The organism is Pseudoduganella chitinolytica, from assembly GCF_029028125.1.
Lineage (GTDB): Bacteria > Pseudomonadota > Gammaproteobacteria > Burkholderiales > Burkholderiaceae_D > Rugamonas > Rugamonas chitinolytica.
Genome location: NZ_CP119083.1, coordinates 2,385,557 through 2,403,737 on the forward strand (window position 1 = coordinate 2,385,557; position 18,181 = coordinate 2,403,737).

Here is an 18,181-nt window from a genome sequence, read left to right on the forward strand (position 1 = left end):
CATTCTCTCAAACAATGGGACCTCTACAAAAACCCGGGGCGATTCAGATACATGGGTCTGGGGTTTCATGCGTGAGCCCCTGATTTCGCTCGCGCTCGCGCGAAGAAGCTGCACACAGAAGAGCATTGCTACCTTGCACGACCCTGTGGGCCTGTCGGAAATTCTGTGTGCGGCACTAATTTGATAGTTGAGCGATCGCTATATGATGTGCTCGCCGAGCATGATGACGCACCGATTTGCCGCCAGCTGCAGGCATACCGTAGTGTCTTCCAGCTTTTGCGAAATCGCGCAATGCCAGGGACTATACAGAATGCCTGACGGCCCACTGCGCCGATCTCCTCTTGAGTTGCGATCCTGTCCCGACCGCTCACCTGGGACACTTCATCCACATCGGCGTTCTTTCATGAGGTCCCTGCCGAAGCAAAATAACCGCCAATATCAACCAGATCCCTGCGGCGAATCTTGCCAACACGACTATCGTAATGAGCATCGCCGCTAACACATCCGGGCTCCCGCTTTGAATGACCTCACGGTCCCATAGCGGATAGCCGATTCCCTCACCTGTTAGCCACAGCACGATAGGCGGCAACAACTTGAACAGTGTTTCCTGCGACTGACAATTTCGTGGATTTGCTACGCATTGTTTTGTGCTCCTGGTGTTTGCCGGCAGACTACTTAGGTCCACCGTCGGTGTATTCCTGTTTCTCGAACTTGGCCGCTATGCCCGCGGTGCAGCGTGCGGAGGGGGCCGCACCTTGCGAGGCCGCGTGCGGGCGCTGCGCGCGTTGCGAGAGCCTCGCGCTTGCGCGCTCGTCTCGCGCGGTGAAGCGGGTTACGTCGCGCGCCCTCCGCGCGCGACGCCGCCGCGTAGCGCCAGCAGATGGGCGATTCGCCAGAGCCCCCGCGCCGGTAGGCGCAGGGTCCTCGAATCCACCGCCTGCCGTCCAGACAAATAAAAAAGCCTCCGCAGGGGAGGCTTTTTTATTTGTTCTGGCGGAGACGGTGGGATTCGAACCCACGATACAGGTTTTGCCCGTATGCTTCCTTAGCAGGGAAGTGCCTTCGGCCACTCGGCCACGTCTCCTAGTCGATCGCTCAACTATCGTCTTTCGCTCTGCATTTCTGCGTCACATCAGACGACCGCCATAGTAATTGCCAGGACCACTTTGGTCAAGGAAATCGGGCGGTTTTTTCTGAAATATTTACTCTTTTTCCAGTTCGAACGCCTTGTGCAGCGCGCGTACGGCCAGTTCCATGTACTTCTCGTCGATCAGGACGGAAATCTTGATCTCCGACGTCGAGATCATCATGATGTTGATGCCCTCTTCCGCCAGCGTGCGGAACATGTCGGAGGCCACGCCCACGTGGCTGCGCATGCCCACGCCGACGACCGAGATCTTCGAGACCTTGGCGTCGCCGATCAGCGTGGCGAAGCCGATTTCTTCCTTCTGCGCGTTGAGCGCTTCCAGGGCCTTGTTGTAGTCGTTGCGCGAGACCGTGAACGTGAAGTCGGTCTTGCCTTCCACCGACTGGTTCTGGATGATCATGTCCACTTCGATGTTCGCTTCCGCGACCGGGCCGAGGATGTGGTACGCCACGCCCGGACGGTCGGCCACGCCCATGACGGAGATTTTGGCTTCGTCGCGGTTGAAGGCGATGCCGGAGATGACTGCTTGTTCCATATTGGTGTCTTCCTCAAACGAAATCAGGGTTCCCGAGCTGGCTTCCTCGGCCAGGTCCATCAGGGGGTCGGTCAGCGACGACAGCACGCGCGTCGGCACGCGGTAGTTGCCGGCGAATTCCACCGAGCGGGTCTGCAGGACTTTCGATCCCAGCGATGCCAGTTCCAGCATCTCCTCGAACGTGATCGCCTTCAGGCGGCGCGCTTCCGAGACCACGCGCGGGTCGGTCGTGTAGACGCCATCCACGTCGGTGTAGATCAGGCATTCGTCCGCCTTCAGCGCGGCGGCGATCGCCACGGCCGACGTGTCGGAACCGCCGCGGCCCAGCGTGGCGATGTTGTCGTTCTCGTCGACGCCCTGGAAGCCCGTGATGACGACAATCTTGCCGGCTTCGAGATCCTTGCGCACGCGCGCGTCGTCGATCGACTGGATGCGGGCCTTGGTAAACGCGGAGTCGGTTTTAATGCCCACCTGCCAGCCGGCGTAGGACACGGCGTCCTTGCCGATTGCCTGCAGCGCCATCGACAGCAGGCCGACGGAAACCTGCTCGCCCGTGGAGGCGATCATGTCCAGCTCGCGCGGGTCGGGCGGATTCTGGATTTCCTTGGCCAGCGCGATCAGGCGGTTCGTCTCGCCGGACATCGCGGACGGTACCACGACGATCTGGTGCCCCGCGTCGTGCCATTTGGCGACCCGGCGCGCGACGTTCTTGATACGGTCCGTCGAGCCCATCGACGTACCGCCGTATTTGTGAACGATTAAAGCCATAACTTGCGTTTTCCACTCGGTTGAAGTAAGGGAGTCCCTAACTCTACATGCTGCGCTGCAAAAGGACAAGTCAAAAGGTTAACAGCCTCATACAGTTCAGACATAAGCTCATGCGAAAAACGGCCGCGCCGCCAAAGATTATTCCGCCACCCAACGCATTATCACGCAATCATTGCGGCCCTGCACAATCTTGTGGCAGTCCATGCCGACACCCGCCGCATACAGCAACTGCCCGGGGATCCCGACCACCGGCAAGCGCGTGCGGTCCCAGGCCGGGATGTCGAGCGCCTGGTAGTGCTGCTTCAGGCCGCGCGTGGGCCGATTGTGCGCCGGTTTCAAGCGTTCGCCGCCACGGCGGAACGAGATCGTCAGCAGCTGTTCCTGCAGCCATTCGGGCGCGCAGCCCTGCTCCGCCCGGTCGAAATGCAAGGTGCCGCCATAGTCGGGAAATGCGATCGACACCTCGCCCTGCCAACGGAAATGCTGGAACGGGGCCTCTTCGAAGATGTCCTCGCGCGTGCCCGCCAGGGCGCGCTGCTTCGGTGCCAGGTACAGGCGGCCACGGTAGCGCCGCACTTCACGGTCCGGGTGCGTCACCAGCAGGTTGGCGTCCTCGCGGGCTTCGAGCAGTTGCGCCGTCATCTCGGCCAGCCAGCTCGCCGATGGAATGCGGATGCCGCATACCCCGAACCAGTGGCGCAGCAGGTTGTTGCGGCGGTCTTCGTCGAGTGCGCGCAGGGCCTCGACGTCGAGGCCGCCATCGCGCTCGCACGCCTGCAGGTCCTGCCGGGCCAGCTGTGTCAGCAAGCGCTGGGCCGATTGCGCGTGCGCCGCACTGCGCGCGAAGCGCTGCTGGTAGCCGGGGAACGCCGCCGCCAGCGCCGGCATCACGGTGTGGCGCAGCGCGTTGCGGGCATGGCGGGTGTCGTCGTTCGATTCGTCGTCGATATGGACCAGGCCATGCTCGCGCACGTGCCCTGCCAGCTGCTGGCGCGACGCCTGAAGCAGCGGGCGTGCCAGCATCACCTCGCCGCTGCCGAGCAGCGCGGGCGCCGTGCTGCAGGCATCCATGCCGGACAACCCCGCCGGCCCGGCCCCGCGCGCCAGTTGCAGCAGGATGGTCTCGGCCTGGTCGTCCAGGTGGTGGGCCGTCAGCAAGGTCGCCACGCCATGTTCGCGGCACAGCTCCCCCAGCGCGGCATAGCGGGCCTTGCGTGCGGACGCTTCCGTGCCGTCCTTGCCGGCGGCCACGCTGACGCGGCGGGCGACGAACGAGACGCCCAGGCGCGCGCACTCGGCCGCGCAATGGGCTTCCCACGCATCGGCGTTGGGACTAAGTCCGTGATGGATGTGGAACGCATACAGCGGCCGTTGCAAGGCGTGCGCCAGGTGCAGCAGGACGGTGGAATCGAGGCCGCCGCTGTAAGCGACAGCGAGTGGCCCGGCGGCCGGAAGCGCGGCGATGGCGCCGGCGAAAATGGTGTGGAGCGAGGACTTCATACGTGAGCCTGAAAAGAACCGGGGACAGGCACCTGCCTGCGAGCGCCAGCGCTCGCAGGCAGGTGCCTGTCCCCAGGGGTTGCTGCCGGTGGCGGATTATTCCTGCGGCGTGGTTTCCTTGAACTTGCCGTAGCTGAGCAGCTTCTTGTGGCGGTTATCCAGCAGCTCCTTCGTCTTCATGCCCTGGAACTGGCGCAGCGAGTCGGCCAGCGCGCGCTTGAGCAGGCGCGCCATCTCCTTCGGATCGCGGTGGGCGCCACCCAGCGGTTCGGTGACGATCTTGTCGATCAGGCCCATCGCCTTCAGGCGGTGCGCCGTCAGGCCCAGCGCCTCGGCCGCCTCGGCGGCGCGCTCGGATGTCTTCCACAGGATCGACGCACAGCCTTCCGGCGAGATCACGGAGTACGTGGCGTACTGCAGCATCAGCACGGCGTCGCCCACGGCGATCGCCAGCGCGCCGCCGGAGCCGCCTTCGCCGATGATGGTGGCGATCAGCGGTACCTTCAGTTCGGCCATCACGTACAGGTTGTGGCCGATGGCTTCGGACTGGCCGCGCTCTTCCGCGTCGATGCCGGGGAATGCGCCGGGCGTATCGACGAACGTGAAGATCGGCAGGTTGAACTTCTCGGCCACCTTCATCAGGCGCATGGCCTTGCGGTAGCCTTCCGGCTTCGGCATGCCGAAGTTGCGCATCGCGCGCTCCTTCGTGTCGCGGCCCTTCTGGTGGCCGATGACCATGCAGGGCTGGCCGTTGAAACGGGCCAGGCCGCCGACGATTGACTGGTCGTCCGCATAGGTGCGGTCGCCATGCAGCTCGTGGAAGTCGGTGAAGATCTCGTTGACGTAGTCCATCGTGTACGGCCGCTGCGGGTGGCGCGCGATCTGCGCGACCTGCCATGGCGTCAGCTTGGCGTAGATGTCCTTCGTCAGTTGCTGGCTCTTCTTGGCCAGGCGGTCGATCTCTTCCGAGATGTCGACGGCGGAATCGTCCTGGACGAAACGCAGCTCTTCAATTTTGGAATCCAGTTCCGCGATCGGCTGTTCAAAATTGAGGAAAGTAGTTTTGGTCATTGGTCCTCCGAGAGTAGGAATCCCCGTGCTGCGGCACTGGGCCAGGCTGCGTGGGTTCGTTTGATTATTTTACCGGACTAAGGTATTGATCACTGCGCGCTCACTGCGCGATCACTGCGCGCATGAGGGCGCGCATCACGGCGGCGGCACCGGGTCGAGGCTGCGCCACAGGTACCACGTGGCGACCGTGCGGAACGGCTCCCAGTTGGCCGCCACCTCGCGTGCATCGCTGCGCGAGACGGGCTCGCCGGAGAAATAGTTATGGCTGATGCCCGCGATCAGGCGCGGGTCGTCCAGCGGCAGCACGTTCGGCCGCAGCAGGTTAAAGATCAGGAACATCTCGGCCGTCCAGCGCGTGATGCCGCGGATCTGCACGAGTTCCGCGATGACGGCCTCGTCTTCCATCTGGTGCCACTCGCCGGCGTGCACCTTCTTGGCCTTGAAGTTGTCGGCCAGGTCGAGGATGTACTCCGTCTTGCGCTTGGACAGGCCGCAGGCGGCCAGCTGCGCGGCGCCCGCCTTGATGACGAGGGCCGGCGTGAATTTCGGGCAGGCGTCCAGCAGCTTCTGCCAGGCCGCGTTGGCGGCCTTGGGCGTCACCTGCTGGTTGACGATCGAACGGGCCAGGGTCGTGAACGGGTCGTCGTGCCCGACCAGGTGCAGGTCGCCGAACTGGGGAATCAGCTTGTTCATGATGCGGTCGCGCCGCATCAGTTCGGCCTTGGCCTCCTCCCAATAGGGCGGCACCGCCATCTGCCGGCCGCCGGCATCCGTCTTGTCCCTGGACTGCAGCACCATTATGCGCGGCGCCAGTTCGTCGTGCCGTCCGGCTTGTCCTCGAGGACGATGCCTTGCGCCAGCAGGTCGGCGCGAATCTTGTCGGACTGGGCGAAGTCGCGCGCCTTCTTGGCCGCGGCACGCGCGGCGATGGCTTCCAGGACGATCGCCTCGCCGATGGCATCCACCACGCCGGCCTGCAGGAATTCCTGCGGGCTGCGTTCCAGGAGGCCGATGACGCCGGCCAGGCCCTTCAGCTGGCGCACCGCCACGGGCGACTTCGATTTATTGACTTCGGAGGCCAGGTCGAACAGCACGGAGACGGCGATCGGCGTATTGAAATCGTCGTCCATCGCTTCGGCGAACTTCTTCGCGTTGTCCTCGTTCCAGTCCAGCGGCTGGCCGTCGCCCTCGACGCCATCGAGCGCCGTGTACAGGCGCGTGAGCGCGCCGCGCGCGTCTTCCAGGTGCGCATCCGAGTAGTTCAGCGGGCTGCGGTAGTGCGCGCGCAGGATGAAGAAGCGCACGACTTCGGCATCGAACTTCTGCAGCACGTCGCGGATCGTGAAGAAGTTGCCCAGCGATTTGGACATCTTCTCGTTGTCGACGCGGATGAAGCCGTTGTGCAGCCAGTAGTTGGCCATCGGGTGGCCGAACGCGCCCTCGGACTGGGCGATCTCGTTCTCGTGGTGCGGGAACTGCAGGTCGGCGCCGCCGCCGTGGATGTCGAACTGCTCGCCCAGCGTGCCCAGGCACATGGCGGAGCACTCGATGTGCCAGCCCGGCCGGCCCTGGCCCCACTTCGAATCCCATTTGACTTCCGCGGGCTCGGATTCCTTCGAGGCTTTCCACAGCACGAAGTCGAGCGGGTCGCGCTTGCCCGTGTTGACATCGACGCGCTCGCCGGCGCGCAGGTCGTCCAGCGACTTGCCGGACAGCTTGCCGTAGCCTTCAAAGCCGCGCACGGCGTAGTTGACGTCGCCGTCCTCGCCCTGGTAGGCCAGGCCCTTCGCTTCCAGCTGCTCGATGATCGACAGCATCTGCGGCACGTATTCGGTGGCATGCGGCACGTCGGTCGGCGGCAGGATGCCCAGCGCGGCCGTGTCCTCGTCCATGTAGCGTTCGAAGCGCGACGTCAGCGCGTAGATCGACTCGTTGTTCTCGACGGCGCGACGGATGATCTTGTCGTCGATATCGGTCACGTTGCGCACGTAGCGCACGTCGTAGCCCGATGCCTTCAGCCAGCGGTAGATGACGTCGAACGCCATCATCATGCGGCCGTGGCCCACGTGGCAGTAGTCGTACACCGTCATGCCGCACACATACATGCGGACCTTGCCCGGTTCGATCGGTACGAATGCCTGCTTCTCGCGCGCCAGCGTGTTATAGATCTTCAAATTGCTCATCGGACTCTTATTGTGCTGTGATCCGCCGTGTTCCGGCCCACCAGCGCCGACCGGGCGCCGGCATACGGATGCCGCGCCTGCCTGACGCCAGTGCCCGGCACCCTCCCAGGGATGGACGGACCTCTTCTCATCGTTTTGGTCTTGCTCTTGTTTCCATTCCAGAAGGTCTAGAATGGAAGCCGTCGCCAAGTATAGCATTGATAAAATGCCGCTGGCCTAAACTACAACCTTCAGGAAAGTAAAAGAACATGCGTGCTAAATCTTTCTCCGTCATTGCCGGCGCCATCGCCCTGCTGCTGGCCGGCGCGGTCCAGGCGGCCAATCCGCAGGTGTCGCTGAAGACGACGGCGGGCGAAATCGTCCTGGAGCTGAACCAGGAAAAGGCGCCGAAGACGGTGGCCAACTTCCTCGCCTACGTCAAAAGCGGGTTCTACAAGGACACCATCTTCCACCGCGTGATCGACGGCTTCATGATCCAGGGCGGCGGCTATACGAAGGACCTGAAGTCGAAGCCGACCCGCCCGCCCATTCCCAGCGAATCGAAGAACGGCCTGAGGAACGAGCCGTACTCGCTCGCGATGGCACGCATGGACAACCCGAACTCGGCCACCTCGCAGTTCTTCATCAACGTGGCCAACAACGAGGGACTGGATTACCCCAACTTCGACGGCGTCGGCTACACCGTGTTCGGCAAGGTCGTCAAAGGCCAGGAAGTGGTCGACAAGATCAAGGGCGTGCTGGTGGACGACAAGTCGCCCATCTTCCAGAACGTGCCCGTGACGCCGATCGTCGTCAAGTCGGCGACGATCCTGAAGACGCCTATCCAGGTGCCGAAGCAGGACGCGCCCGCGCCGGAAGTGCCGGCCGAACCCGCGCAGCCGGCCGCCGCGCAGTAAAATAGTCTTTTGCCATCGTCTGCTGTATTATCGCGGGCCCCTGATCCAACCAAGACCCACAGGAAAACCATGACTACCATCACCATCACCACCAACAAGGGCACGATCGTTGCCGAGCTGGACGCCGAGAAAGCGCCGAAGACCGTCGAGAACTTCCTGAACTACGTCAAAGCCGGTCACTACGACAACACCATCTTCCACCGCGTCATCGACGGGTTCATGATCCAGGGCGGCGGTTTCGAGCCGGGCATGAAACAAAAGCCGGCTGACCAGACCGTGGAAAACGAAGCCAAGAACGGCCTGAAGAACGAACCGTACACGCTGGCCATGGCCCGCACGTCGGCACCGCACTCCGCTTCCGCCCAGTTCTTCATCAACGTCAAGAACAACAGCTTCCTCGACTACCCGGGCCAGGACGGCTGGGGCTACGCCGTGTTCGGCAAAGTCACCGAAGGCACCGAAGTCGTCGACGAGATCCGCAAGGTCAAGACCACCCGCAGCGGCATGTTCGCCGACGTGCCGGTGGAAGACGTGATCATCGAAAAGATCGAAGCGGCGTAATTTGCCGAAGCGATTCGCTTGAAGCTGTTCATCTCCGACCTGCACCTGCAGGAAGACCGGCCCGCCCTGACGGCAGCGTTCCTGCGCTTCGTCGACGAGCGGGCCGTGGCCGCCCGGCAGTTGTACCTGCTGGGCGACCTGTTCGAATACTGGGCCGGTGACGACGACCTCGACACGCCCTTCCACCGCCAGGTCGTGGCCGCGCTGCGCGCGCTGGCCGACCGTGGCGTCGAACTGTTCTGGATCGCCGGCAACCGCGACTTCCTGGTCGGGGCAGCGTTCGCGCAAGCGGCCGGCCTGACCCTGCTGCCCGAGACGTGGGTCATCGAAGACCATGGCCGCCGCATCGTGCTGGTGCACGGCGACGCCCAGTGCACCGACGACGTCAACTACATGGCCTTCCGCGCCCAGGTACGGCAACCGGCCTGGCAGCAGCAGTTCCTGGCCATGCCGCTGGCGAAGCGCAAAGAGATCATCGCCGGGCTGCGCGACAACAGCCGCAAGGACCAGGCCGGTAAAGCCTACGAGATCATGGACGTCACGCCGCAGGCGATCGCCGCCGTGTTCGACGAGACCGGCACCAGCATCATGATCCACGGCCATACGCACCGCCCTGCCCTGCACGAGGTGGATGGCCGGCTGCGCTACGTGCTGCCGGACTGGGAGCCGGAACGCACCCCGCCACGGGGCGGCTGGATCGCCATCGGCGACGACGGCGCCATCACGCGCCACGCGCTGGACGGTTCACCCGTCACCTGAGGCCCTGCCACACCTGTTCTTCGGTCCACCCGAGCTCCGCGAAATCCTGCGCCCGCAGCGGCGCCTCGCCGCTGGCATAGAACTCGTCCAGCTGCGGCGGCGCCACGTCCGTCCCCGCCAGCATCGCATGCACCTGGCCCCGGTGGTGCACCTGGTGCTGCAGCAGGTGCACCAGCAGGCGTTCGCGCGTGTCGCGCTGGACCTGGTCGGGGCGCAGGATCGTCACCTCCTCGTCCAGCACGGCATCCGTCAGCGTGTCGCAATACGCGATCAGCTGCGCATCGCTGTCCCGTTGCGCCTGCCATAGCGCCGCGCACGTGGCGTACGGCGCCGGTACGGCGAAGAACGCCGCGCGGTAGTCGGGATGCGGCGGCTGGCCGCGCGCCTGGCGCCACAGCGCGTCCACGTAGAACTGCTGGGCCGTGACGAGGTGGTTCAGGGTAAGGCCGATGCCAGGGAAGAAACTGGTGCGGTCGGTCGCGGCAAAGGCTTCCTGGTCGAGCTCGCTGCAGGCGCGCAGCAGGCGGTGGTTGGCCCAGGCATTGTTGTAGGCGCCCGCGCGCAAGTGGCGGGCCAGGCGGTTCTCGGTCATGGCGGTCTCCCGCGCGGCTGTGGTGCCGCGGCACACGCAACCTTAGCAGAATCAGGCCCCGGCCACGCAAAGCTTGCTTAGGAGGCAAGCCCGGCATAAGCTGTTTCCAGCCTGACTGCTTTCCCTGACCGCTTCCCGAGTTGTTTCCCCTAACTGCCTCCCTACCGGATCGGATCCGCCATGCACGACGAGACCGCAGTGCCGTTGACCGAGCGCCAGCGCAACGAGCTGGATTACCACCGCCAGCATGCCCGCGAACACGAAGACATGGTGCAGAAGCCGTTCTCGTTCGACGTGCTGGACCGCCCCGCCCGGCGCTGGTGGAATGCGTACTGGCAGATGTATGCCTACCTGACCCGCATCGACCTGCGCGGCAAGGCCGTGCTGGTGGTCGGCTGCGGCTTCGGCGAGGATGCCCTGCGCATCGCGCGGCTGGGCGCGCGCGTGCATGCGTTCGACCTGTCGCCCGACTCGCTGGCGATCGCGCGCCGCCTGGCCGAACGCGAGGGCCTGGCGATCGCATTCGACGAGATGCCGGCCGAGCGGCTGGCGTATGGGGACGATACCTTCGATTGCGTTGTCGCGCGCGATATCCTGCACCACGTCGACATTCCCGCCGCGATGCACGAGATCCGCCGCGTGGCGAAGCCGGGCGCCCTGTTCGTCGTCAACGAGATCTACTCGCACTCGCTGACCGACGTGATCCGCCGCTCGCGCTTCGTGGAAGGCTTCCTGTACCCGCGCATGCAGCGCCTGATCTACGGGGCCGGCAAGCCCTACATCACGGCGGACGAGCGCAAGATGTCGGAACGCGACATCGCCCTCGTGCGCGCGATCCTGCCGACCCTGGAGCTGTCGCGCCACTTCAACTTCCTCGTGACGCGCATCCTGCCGGAGTCGAAGCCGCTGGCGATGGCCGACCGGATGCTGCTGGCCCTGTTGAAACCGGCCGCCAACCTGATCGCCGGGCGCCGCCTGTTCGCCGGCCGGATCGTCAAATAGATCAGTGGCGCGGCACCGTCGCGAATGCCGTTTCCAGGCGGCGGATCAGCGGCAGGTTCATCGCGTGGGTGTGGCGGTTCCAGTGGTCCATCGTCGACTGCAGTTCGTTCTGCAGGCGGTGCGCCAGCTGGTATTCGCGCGCGCCGGCCGCCCAGATCGCGAACTCCGCCTTGGCCTCGAAGCTGCCGAACCGGTCAACGACGTGCTCGAACTCGGTTCGTGCCGCATCGGCCTGGCCCGCGCCGGCCAGCGCCTGCGCCAGCAGCAGGCCGGCCTGCTCGGGGCGAAACTGGGAATCGGCGCGGCGGATGGCTTCCAGGTGGGCCAGCGCGGCGACATGGCGGTCGCAGGCCAGGTTGGCGCGTGCCGCACCCAGGCGGATCTCCAGGTCGCCCGCGAACGGCCCTTCCAGGCAGGCTTCGAACGTTTGCGCGGCGGCGGCGGCATCGCCCGCATCCAGCTGCGCGCTGGCCAGCCGCATGCGGTTCTGCGCCGTCGGCGTGAAGTCGAACGCCGCCTGCGCGGCGCGCAGCTCGCGCGTCGGGTCCAGCACGCGCGCCGCGCCTGCCACGGCCATTCGCGCGCCCCGCTCCAGCTGCGAAGCGGGCAGGTAGATGCCGAAGAAGTACACCACGCTGCCCAGCAGCGGGAAGGCGAACAGGATCATCAACCAGTACATCTGCTGGCGGCTGCGCACCGCGTGCACGGCAAAAAAGATGGCGACCAGGATGTGCAGGCCGATACCGAGGAAAGGCATGAAGAACTCCGACAGGGCTGGAAGACGGGTGTTGGGCTTGCGCAGGCAGCCATTGTAGGGATTCCCCCCGTTCTCCACAATACACCGGCAGCACCTTGCAGGACGCTAGCCGGCGCGCCTCATTTCACCGGCTCCACGTGGACCGACAGCCCCGTCGACGTCGTGCGGATCGCCGTCGGAATGAACTGCACGCCGCCGTAGCGCAAGTCCTCCGGGCGGAACGTGTACACGGGCACGTCGCGCACCAGGCGGTCGATGACGACGTTGCCCGCCGCCGTCAGCTGGCCCTGCAGCGCGCCGTCGACGCCGTCGATGGCGAAGCGTTCGATGCGCGTATCGGCCAGCACCACGGCATTGCGCACGTTGTCGACCAACAGGCGGCCGGACAGCATGACGGTGCCGGTCAGGGCGCGGCGCGCCAGCGGCGTCGATGCCGTCACATCCGACTCCAGTGCGACGCGGTCGTTATCGCGCTGCAGCGACAGGCGCGGGCGCGCCAGTTCCAGCTCGAACACGGCCAGCGCGCGCTGCTGGATGGGGAAGCGCTGTTCCAGGCCGCGCTGCAGCCTGGCCAGCGGGATGTCGACGTCGCGCGGGCCCGCCAGGCCGGCGCAACCCGCCAGGCCGGCGGCCAGTGCGGCCAGCCCGAGGAGCTGGCCCAGGCGCGCGCGGCGCCCTTGTGTGTGGTCGGTCATGGTATCGATCCTGTTCTTGCGTGATGGATGCGCATGATAGCTTATCGGAACGTCATCGCCGGTCCATTTACCGTAGAGTGGCGTCATGACACAGCCACTCGATCCCTCACCCGACCGCTACCTGGGCTGCGCCGGCTGGACCCTGCCGCGCGCTGCCGCCGACCGCTTCCCGGCCGAGGGCAGCCACCTGGAACGCTATGCCGCCGTGTTCAACGCGGTCGAGATCAACTCGTCGTTCTACCGCCCACACCAGCCCAAGACCTATGAACGGTGGGCCGCCAGCACGCCCGCGCACTTCCGCTTCGCCGTCAAACTGCCGAAGGCCATCACGCACGAGGCGGGCCTGGTGGGTGCCGACGAAACGCTCGCCCGCTTTGCCGGCGAGGCCGGGGCGCTGGGCGAAAAGCTGGGCTGCATCCTCGTGCAGCTGCCACCGAAACTGGCCCTGGACCCTGCGGCCGCGAGCGCCCTCTTCGCCGCCCTGCACGCGCGCTTTACCTGCCTGATCGCGTGCGAGGCGCGCCATGCCAGCTGGTTTGACGAGAGTGCCACGCGCTTGCTGCGCGAAGCGGGCGTCACGCGCGTGCTGGCGCATCCTGTCGTCGCGTACACGGGACCGTTCGTGCCGACGGCGCCGACAGCCTACGTGCGCCTGCACGGCAGTCCCCGCATCTACTACTCCAGCTACGAGCCGCAGCAGCTGGCGGACGTGCAGGCCTGGCTGGCGCGACAGCCCGCGTCCTGGTGCATCTTCGACAATACGGCATCGGGCGCCGCCGTGCCCGATGCGCTCGCGCTGCAGGCACTGGGGCGCTGACGTCAGCTTTCCCACTGCAGCTTGGCCGTCACGCCATGGCTCCTGCCGGGCAAGCTGCCGTTGACGTCCGTCGTCACGCCCAGCGACAGCGAACGGCCATGGCGCGGCATGTGCCGGTACAGCAGCGAACGGTGGCGGGCCCGCTCGCGCCACGGCTCCAGCACGTCGTAGCGCACGGCGCCGGGGCCGCCTGCATCGGGGCCGTCGTCGGCAATGCCGGCCAGCCGGAAAGCGGACGTGTCCTGCACGATCGCGCGCAGCGAATCGCGCGCGCTCATGTGCAGGGTACCGACCCAGCGCCAGCCATAATCGACGAAGTCCTGGCGCGAGCGGTGGCGCACCCACGCGCGGTTCCAGCGGTGATCCGATTCCAGGCTCCAGCCGGCCGGCAGCGCGAAACGCAGGCCCACTTCCGCCTGCAGCGTCCCGCCCCGGCCGACGGCATCGGCCTCGACGTCGAGCTGGTGCCCGAGCGTCAGCTCGCCGTTCAGGCGCACCAGCCACGGCAGCGGCGAGCTTTCCAGCCCCGCGTACACGACGGGCACGCGGTGCAGCCGGCCACCCGGCCGCGCACGCTGGTGGTCGAAGCCGAGGTCGGCCCAGAAGCGGGTCTGGCGCGCGCCGTACAGCCAGAAGCCGGGCCGGATCCAGCGCTGCACCACTTCGCCACCGCCTGGCGCGCCCAGCGTGCGCTGTTCGTGCAGGCCCAGGTGCAGTTCCGTTTCATGCGTCTCGATGCCGCCCGGGAGGCTCAGCGACCCCAGGCGCCGGTTGATCTGCACCTCGGCCTTGACGATGCCGCTTTGCGGCACGAAGCCGTTGTCGTTGAAGAAGCGGGCGCCGATCGCCTCGAACTGGGCCATATTGAGCCAGTCGGGCGACATGTAGTCGACCTTGCCCCACGCGTAGCCGCCGCGCGCCTGCCGGCCGGCGCGCAGGCCACCGGCATCGTCGAACACGGCGCTGGTCGCCGATCCCATCAGCGTCCACGCGGCCTGCACTTCGCCGCCGCCGTCATGCCGCCGGCGCCACTGCCCGTCCGTTCCCAGCACGAGATTGCGTCCACCGGCGCCATAGTCGCGTGCCGCCAGGAACGCGCCCGACACCGCCGCGGGCCCGTGGCGCCGGCCCCGTAGCAGCACCACCGTGCTGTCCACCGGACTGCCGTACTCGGCTGTCTCGTAGGCCGTCCCGCGCAGCACCGTGCCGCCGGCACCGTCACGCGCCGCCAATGCCGTGGCGTCGCTGTCGGCGCCGCGGAACGTCGCCCGTGTCCCCCAGGCCGGATCGGCGATGGCGCGCGAATAGAACATCGGGATGCGCATGCCCAGCACGTCCGCGCTCTCCAGGAAGAAGGAACGCTTTTCGGGCAGGCTGAGGGCGATACGGTTCGTGCCCGCGCTGGTGGGCTCGTCGATCTCGACCTGCGAGAAGTCCGGATTGAGCGTGGCGTTGAACACCCAGTCGGCGCGCGGCCGTGCGGTGATGTCGAGGCCGATGTCGGTGCGGCGGCTGGCCTGGCCGCCCACGCTGGTGCGCCGGCTCGTCAGTTCGGGCCGGAACGACCAGAAGCCTTTTTCCTGGACGGCCGGGAGGATCCGCTCCAGATGGCTGAGTTCATCCATCTTGGCGATGAAGCTGAGCGCGTTCTTGTCGAGCGGGGCGCTGAGCAGCAGCATGCCGCCCGCCTGCGGCACGGAACGCTCCACCATCAGGCGCCATGGCGGCGCCGCACCGCGCGGGAAGCGCAGGCTCGACAGCGGCCAGCGCAGTTCGATGCTGTAGCCATCGGGCAGGCGCCGCACGGCGGTCTCGACGGGAAAGTCGGGACCGGCATCTTCCTCGTCCTCGTCGGCCTTGTAGATGCCGTCGCCGATGACGCCCGCCACGTTGACGCGGACGAACTGGGCGGAGCGGCCGTGGCCGGCCGGGTCGATCCAGACGCCGACGTAGTCCTGGTCGCGTGCCACCTTGTCGCGCCGCGCCAGCGTGCCCGCCGCCACATGGTCGGCCGGCTGCCACGCGCGGATCGCAAACAGCAAGGCGCCCTCGTCGACGACGACCTGCACGCGCGTGCGGTACGTATCAGGCGCCGCCAGCCCGTCTTCCGGCTGGTACTGATGAAAGCGGTCGAAGGCCGGTGCGTCCGTCCAGCCGGCATCGTCCAGTGCCCCATCGACGACGATGGCGGCCGTGCCGTGCACGATGGCCGGCGCGATGGCGCGGGCGTTGTCCGCGCCTGCCGGCCCGGCCAGCAGCCATGCCGCGAGCGGCGCGGCGAGGGCAAAATGCCCGGCAAACGAGCGCCTGGCCAACCGGCGCCTGGTCAAAAACGAAAGCGGCCCGCAAGGGCCGCCAAGGGAACTTCGGGACACGCGCACTCCGTCGTAGCGATTGATGGAAATACCCCGCCCGCCGGGGCGGGCGAGGCATTATACATTTGCTAACCAGGCCGTGCGCGGTGGCGTCAGGCCGCCAGTCCCGGCGTGCTGCGATAACGGTTGAACAGGTCGGGCGTAACCATCGGTCCGAACTCCACGTTGCGCGCCGCGATGTCGTGGTACGCACCCACCAGGCCCATCTCGCCCCGCTCGATGCAATTGCGCAGGTACTCGCTGCCATTGATGATTTCGGCCAGCGAGTTCTCGATGTTCTGGCGCGTGACCTGCTCGAGCTGCTCCTTGCTGCCGGACGGTGCATGATGGTCGCCGCACTGGCACTGCCGCACGGCCAGCTGGATCTTGCCGGTGATCGTGCCGATGCTGTGCGAGTGCTCGTTCTTCAGCGCCAGGCCGACGGCGCCGCAGCTGGAATGGCCCTTGACGACGATCAGCTTGGCGCCCAGCTTGTGCGCGATCTCCAGGCTGCCGATGATCTCGCGGCTGATGACGTTGCCGGCGATGCGGATCGTCAGCAGGTCGCCCAGGCCCGCGTCGAAGATGATCTCCGGCGACGTGCGCGAGTCGATGCAGTTGACCACGACCGCCATCGGGTGCTGGCCGCCGGCCGTGGCATCGACCTGGTGCAGGTAGTACTTCTTGATCCAGCGGCCCGCCTTGAAGCGCTCGTTACCGTCGCGCAGCAGCTGCAGCACATCCTGCGGCTGCAGGCGCGTCTGGGTTTCCTTGTCGAGCGCTGGCACGAACTGGATCGGGTCGCTCAGCTGGTACTCGTCGCGCAGGCCGATGATGTTCAGCTGGACATTGCGCTCGGCGGCAGCCACGCGGTAGTCCTCGATGGTTTCCAGCACATCGTGGTCGATGTAGTCGGCGTTGGTGGCGTCGATCAGCACCTTCGCGCCATCGGGAATTTCCCACAGCGCCGTCTTGATCGTGGCCTTGTTCAGGAACGAGACCTGGTTCGGCAGCTCCATCTTGATCACTTCGCCGATGTGCAGGCGGTACTGCTCGATCGAGAACGGGTTGCGGAAATTGCTGCGCATCAGGTAGAACAGGCTGGCGGCCAGGCCGATCAGCACGCCCATCAGCAAATCGGTGACGACGATGGCCACGACGGTGATCGCGAACGGCACGAATTGCGACCAACCCTTCTTGTACATGTCGGTGAACAGCGACAGCTTGGCCAGCTTGTAGCCCGTCATGATCAGGATCGCCGCCAGCGCCGACAAGGGAATCAGGTTCAACAGCGGGCTCAGCACAAGCACGCTGGCCAGCAGCAGCACGCCGTGGAACACGGCGGAAGCCTTGGTGCGGTTGCCGCTGTGGATGTTGACGGAGCTGCGCACGATGACGGACGTGACCGGCAGGCCGCCCAGCAGGCCCGCAAAGATGTTGCCGACGCCCTGCGCGACCAGCTCGCGGTTCGTGGGCGTCTCGCGCTTGTGCGGGTCGAGCTTGTCGACGGCCTCGACATTGAGCAGGGTCTCCAGCGAGGCGACGATGGCGATCGTGACCGCCACGATCCAGACGTCGTGGTTCGTCAGGTGCGTCAGGTCGGGCAGTTGCACGTACGCGCCCAGGTTGTTTACGTCCACCGGCGGGATGTCCACCAGGTGGCTCGGCTCGATGCGCAGCGCCGGCACGTACTTGCTGAACAGTATGTTCAACGCGACGCTCATGGCGACGACGAACAGCGGCGCCGGCAGCAGCTTGATGTTCTTCAACGGCGTGCGGTCCCAGTACAGCAGCACCAGCATCGACAACCCGGCGATGACCACCGCGCCGGGCGTGATGACCTGCAGCGCGTTGACGATTGCGGAGAACGTGTTTTCGCCATTGGCCTGGGCAAACGACAGGTCGTCGGCCTGGTTGGCGTCGTAGCCGACGGCGTGCGGGATCTGCTTGAGGATCAGCAGCACGCCGATGGCCGCCAGCAGCCCCTTGATGACGTTGGACGGCACGTAGTTGGCGATGAATCCGGCACGGAACAGGCCCATGGCCAGCTGCAGTACGCCGGCGATCAGGATCGCGACCAGCAGGATTTCAAACGCGCCGAGCTTGGTGATCGACGCCAGCACGACGGCGGCAAGGCCCGCGGCCGGGCCGCTGACGCTGGTTTGCGAGCCGCTCAACAGCCCGACGATGATGCCGCCGATAATCCCCGAGATAATCCCCGAGAACAGCGGCGCGCCCGAGGCAAGTGCAATGCCCAGGCATAAAGGCAAGGCGACCAGGAATACGACGATACCGGCCGGGATATCATGTTTGAGATTGATATTCATGTTTTGACGTGGCTAATTAAGGTGATCAGTCACGCGCCAGTTCGCTTTCCCCGATTACTGCATGGGGAATTGGGAGAAACGTTGGCGAGTACGGAATTGCCGACGACGCGTTACCGGTAATGCCGGTTGCTGTGCCGGCGGGTGAGCAGGAGGCCAGTGCAACCTTATGATCGCCCAAGTCGGCCCATTCAACAATGTGCCGGACTATGAGCTGAAT

The 18,181-nt window shown here is 65.8% G+C and carries 15 protein-coding genes and 1 tRNA gene; 5 read left to right on the forward strand and 11 right to left on the reverse strand.

Translation table 11 applies throughout. The features are described 5' to 3' along the window. Positions 1–991 precede the first annotated feature (991 nt). The 6 genes from PX653_RS10420 to cysS form a co-directional block, all read right to left on the reverse strand. Positions 992–1,084: transfer RNA gene (locus PX653_RS10420), tRNA-Ser, on the reverse strand. Positions 1,085–1,202: 118 nt separating this feature from the next. Continuing rightward, positions 1,203–2,450 carry an aspartate kinase gene (locus tag PX653_RS10425; protein ID WP_277417815.1) on the reverse strand — a complete coding sequence of 416 codons (1,248 nt, stop codon included), beginning with the start codon at positions 2,448–2,450 and terminating at the stop codon, positions 1,203–1,205. 138 nt (positions 2,451–2,588) lie between these two features. Continuing rightward, positions 2,589–3,950, reverse strand: coding sequence for a tRNA lysidine(34) synthetase TilS (gene tilS / locus PX653_RS10430; RefSeq protein WP_277417816.1), 1,362 nt, complete (start codon positions 3,948–3,950; stop codon positions 2,589–2,591). A 96-nt stretch (positions 3,951–4,046) separates the two neighbouring features. Then, entirely contained in the window at positions 4,047–5,021 is a 975-nt protein-coding gene (locus PX653_RS10435) for an acetyl-CoA carboxylase carboxyltransferase subunit alpha (protein ID WP_277417817.1), read from the reverse strand. A gap of 135 nt (positions 5,022–5,156) precedes the next feature. Beyond that, positions 5,157–5,819, reverse strand: coding sequence for a DNA-3-methyladenine glycosylase family protein (locus PX653_RS10440; RefSeq protein WP_277417818.1), 663 nt, complete (start codon positions 5,817–5,819; stop codon positions 5,157–5,159). Next, complete coding sequence (gene cysS / locus PX653_RS10445; protein WP_277417819.1) at positions 5,819–7,204, reverse strand: cysteine--tRNA ligase; 1,386 nt, start codon at positions 7,202–7,204, stop codon at positions 5,819–5,821. The genes PX653_RS10440 and cysS overlap by 1 nt, the downstream gene beginning before the upstream one ends. Before the next feature lie 248 nt (positions 7,205–7,452). On the opposite strand from cysS, the gene PX653_RS10450 reads away from it, so the two are divergent. The 3 genes from PX653_RS10450 to PX653_RS10460 all read left to right on the forward strand — a co-directional run bounded on the left by PX653_RS10450 (position 7,453) and on the right by PX653_RS10460 (position 9,420). Then, a complete protein-coding gene (locus tag PX653_RS10450; protein ID WP_277417820.1) occupies positions 7,453–8,100 on the forward strand; it encodes a peptidylprolyl isomerase in 648 nt (215 codons plus the stop codon). A gap of 69 nt (positions 8,101–8,169) precedes the next feature. Then, positions 8,170–8,661, forward strand: a complete 492-nt coding sequence (locus tag PX653_RS10455; RefSeq protein WP_277417821.1) for a peptidylprolyl isomerase — start codon at positions 8,170–8,172, stop codon at positions 8,659–8,661. An 18-nt stretch (positions 8,662–8,679) separates the two neighbouring features. After that, positions 8,680–9,420, forward strand: a complete 741-nt coding sequence (locus PX653_RS10460; RefSeq protein WP_277417822.1) for a UDP-2,3-diacylglucosamine diphosphatase — start codon at positions 8,680–8,682, stop codon at positions 9,418–9,420. Here PX653_RS10460 and PX653_RS10465 read toward each other — a convergent pair. After that, positions 9,413–10,012, reverse strand: a complete 600-nt coding sequence (locus tag PX653_RS10465; protein WP_277417823.1) for a DinB family protein — start codon at positions 10,010–10,012, stop codon at positions 9,413–9,415. The two genes, PX653_RS10460 and PX653_RS10465, sit on opposite strands and share 8 nt — an antisense overlap. Positions 10,013–10,192: 180 nt before the next feature. Here PX653_RS10465 and PX653_RS10470 point away from each other — a divergent pair, with 180 nt between their 5' ends. After that, positions 10,193–11,014: a class I SAM-dependent methyltransferase gene (locus PX653_RS10470; RefSeq protein WP_277417824.1), complete on the forward strand. Its 822-nt coding sequence runs from the start codon at positions 10,193–10,195 to the stop codon at positions 11,012–11,014. A 1-nt stretch (position 11,015) separates the two neighbouring features. On the opposite strand, the gene PX653_RS10475 is transcribed toward PX653_RS10470, so the two are convergent. Both PX653_RS10475 and PX653_RS10480 read right to left on the reverse strand, forming a co-directional pair. Next, positions 11,016–11,771 (reverse strand): hypothetical protein, encoded by a 756-nt coding sequence (locus PX653_RS10475; RefSeq protein ID WP_277417825.1) that lies wholly within the window; start codon positions 11,769–11,771, stop codon positions 11,016–11,018. A 119-nt stretch (positions 11,772–11,890) separates the two neighbouring features. After that, a complete protein-coding gene (locus tag PX653_RS10480) occupies positions 11,891–12,466 on the reverse strand; it encodes a DUF1439 domain-containing protein (protein ID WP_277417826.1) in 576 nt (191 codons plus the stop codon). Between the two features lie 85 nt (positions 12,467–12,551). Here PX653_RS10480 and PX653_RS10485 point away from each other — a divergent pair, with 85 nt between their 5' ends. Beyond that, on the forward strand, positions 12,552–13,283 hold the full coding sequence (locus PX653_RS10485) for a DUF72 domain-containing protein (RefSeq protein WP_277417827.1): 732 nt from the start codon (positions 12,552–12,554) through the stop codon (positions 13,281–13,283). 2 nt (positions 13,284–13,285) lie between these two features. On the opposite strand, the gene PX653_RS10490 is transcribed toward PX653_RS10485, so the two are convergent. Together PX653_RS10490 and PX653_RS10495 are read right to left on the reverse strand one after the other, a co-directional pair. Next, entirely contained in the window at positions 13,286–15,598 is a 2,313-nt protein-coding gene (locus PX653_RS10490) for a DOMON domain-containing protein (protein WP_277417828.1), read from the reverse strand. A gap of 152 nt (positions 15,599–15,750) precedes the next feature. Continuing rightward, positions 15,751–17,964: a bifunctional SulP family inorganic anion transporter/carbonic anhydrase gene (locus PX653_RS10495; protein ID WP_277417829.1), complete on the reverse strand. Its 2,214-nt coding sequence runs from the start codon at positions 17,962–17,964 to the stop codon at positions 15,751–15,753. Positions 17,965–18,181 lie beyond the last annotated feature (217 nt).